The following is a 1,965-nucleotide window of genomic DNA, read 5'->3' on the forward strand; positions in this document are numbered from 1 at the left end:
CCGTAGTTCCCCCTATTGAGTGGGCTTCGAATTCTCAATGTTGTTCGTGAGCAGGTGTTTTACGGTCATGCGATGCGGGTGAAGTAGTCATGTATTATCGTATCAGTGTCGGCGTGTTCAGTTGCCAGATAATGTATTCGACATGGTCGAAGTGATATACATTAGTCATGTACGTGACGCGGGTTCCGAACCGTGGGTCACCGCCTGCAGTGCTGTTGCGGGAGTCCTACCGCGTAGACGGCAAAGTGAGAACGCGCACCCTGGCCAACTTGTCCCGCTGGCCCGAGTGCAAGGTGGAGAAACTACAGCGCGCCCTCAAAGGCCTGCCGGCAGAGCAGGATCTGGCCGAAGCGTTCGAGATCTCCCGCAGCCTGCCGCATGGGCACGTGGCTGCAGTGTTGGGCACTGCCCGGGCGTTGGGCGTCGAAGACCTCATCGACGCGGCACCATCGCGGTCGCGGGACCTGGTGATGGCGATGCTGGTGGCCCAGGTCATCGCCCCGCAATCCAAGCTGGCCACCGCACGCGGTTTGCGCACCGAGACCGCGACCAGCTCACTGGGCGAGGTGCTGGGGGTCACCGGGGCCGATGAGGACGACCTGTACGCGGCGATGGACTGGGCGCTGGCCCGCAAAGATGGCATCGAAACCCAGCTGGCCGCACGGCATTTGACTGAGGGCACCCTGGTGCTCTACGACGTGTCGTCGGCGGCCTTTGAGGGCCGCACCTGCCCACTGGGCAAGATCGGACACGCCCGTGACGGGGTCAAAGGACGTTTGCAGATCGTCTACGGGCTGCTGGCCACCACCGCCGGGATACCAGTGGCCATCGAAGTGTTCGACGGCAACACCGCTGACCCGAAAACGTTGACCGCCCAGATCACCACGCTGAAAAACCGGTTCGGACTGGCCCGGGTGGCCTTGGTCGGCGATCGCGGCATGATCACCAGCGCGCGCATCACCGAGGAACTGCGCCCCGCCGGCCTGGACTGGATCACCGCGCTGCGCGCCCCGCAGATCAAGGCCCTCGTCGAAGCTGAGGCGTTGCAGCTGAGCTTGTTCGACGAACAAGACCTGTTCGAGATCGACTCCCCGGACTATCCCAGTGAACGCCTGGTCTGCTGCCACAACCCCGCTCTAGCTGAAAAGCGCACCCGAAAACGTCAAGACCTGTTGGCCGCCACCGAAAAACAACTCACCGCCATCACCGACGCCACCAACCGAACCCGCCGGCCGTTGCGCGGTCAAGACCAGATCGCGCTACGAGTGGGCAAGGTGATCAACCACTACAAGATGGCCAAACACTTCCACATCACCATCACCGACGACTCATTCACCTTCGCCCGCAACGACGACGCCATCACCGCCGAAGCCGCTCTCGACGGCATCTACGTGCTGCGTACCAACCTGCCCAAGTCCGCCCTGGGCCATGACGATGTGGTGTTGCGCTACAAGGGACTCGAAGACGTCGAACGCTTCTTCCGCACACTCAACAGCGAACTTGACGTCCGCCCCATCCGCCACCACCTGGCCGACCGGGTCCGCGCCCACATGTTCCTACGCATGCTGTCCTACTACATCAGCTGGCACATGAAACAAGCCCTGGCCCCCCTGCTGTTTCGTGACCACGACAAACCCGCAGCTGCCGCCAAACGCACCAATCCCGTTGCCGCCGCACAACGCTCTGATGCCGCCCTGGCCAAAGCCACCCGCAAACGCACCACCGACGACACCCCCGTGCACAGCTTCACCAGCCTGCTCGCCGACCTAGCCACCCTCTGCGCCAACCACATCCAGCCCGCCCACGACATGCCAACGTTCACCAAGTTCACCACACCCACAGCACTACAGCACCGTGCCTTTGAACTACTCGACCTCACCCACCACCTGGGCTACACGTAATCATGCACACAACACAAAACCCCAGCTCACAGCCCATTCATCGCCAAACCAGGGGGAACTACGG

General features: G+C 62.2%; 1 protein-coding gene. It reads left to right on the forward strand.

The annotated features are described in order from the left end of the window. The first annotated feature begins 167 nt into the window (after positions 1 to 167). Positions 168 to 1,901, forward strand: a complete 1,734-nt coding sequence (locus EET03_RS29570; protein ID WP_075542734.1) for an IS1634 family transposase — start codon at positions 168 to 170, stop codon at positions 1,899 to 1,901. Positions 1,902 to 1,965 lie beyond the last annotated feature (64 nt).

Origin of the sequence: Mycobacterium innocens, assembly GCF_900566055.1 — a bacterium.
GTDB classification, from domain to species: Bacteria; Actinomycetota; Actinomycetes; order Mycobacteriales; family Mycobacteriaceae; genus Mycobacterium; species Mycobacterium innocens.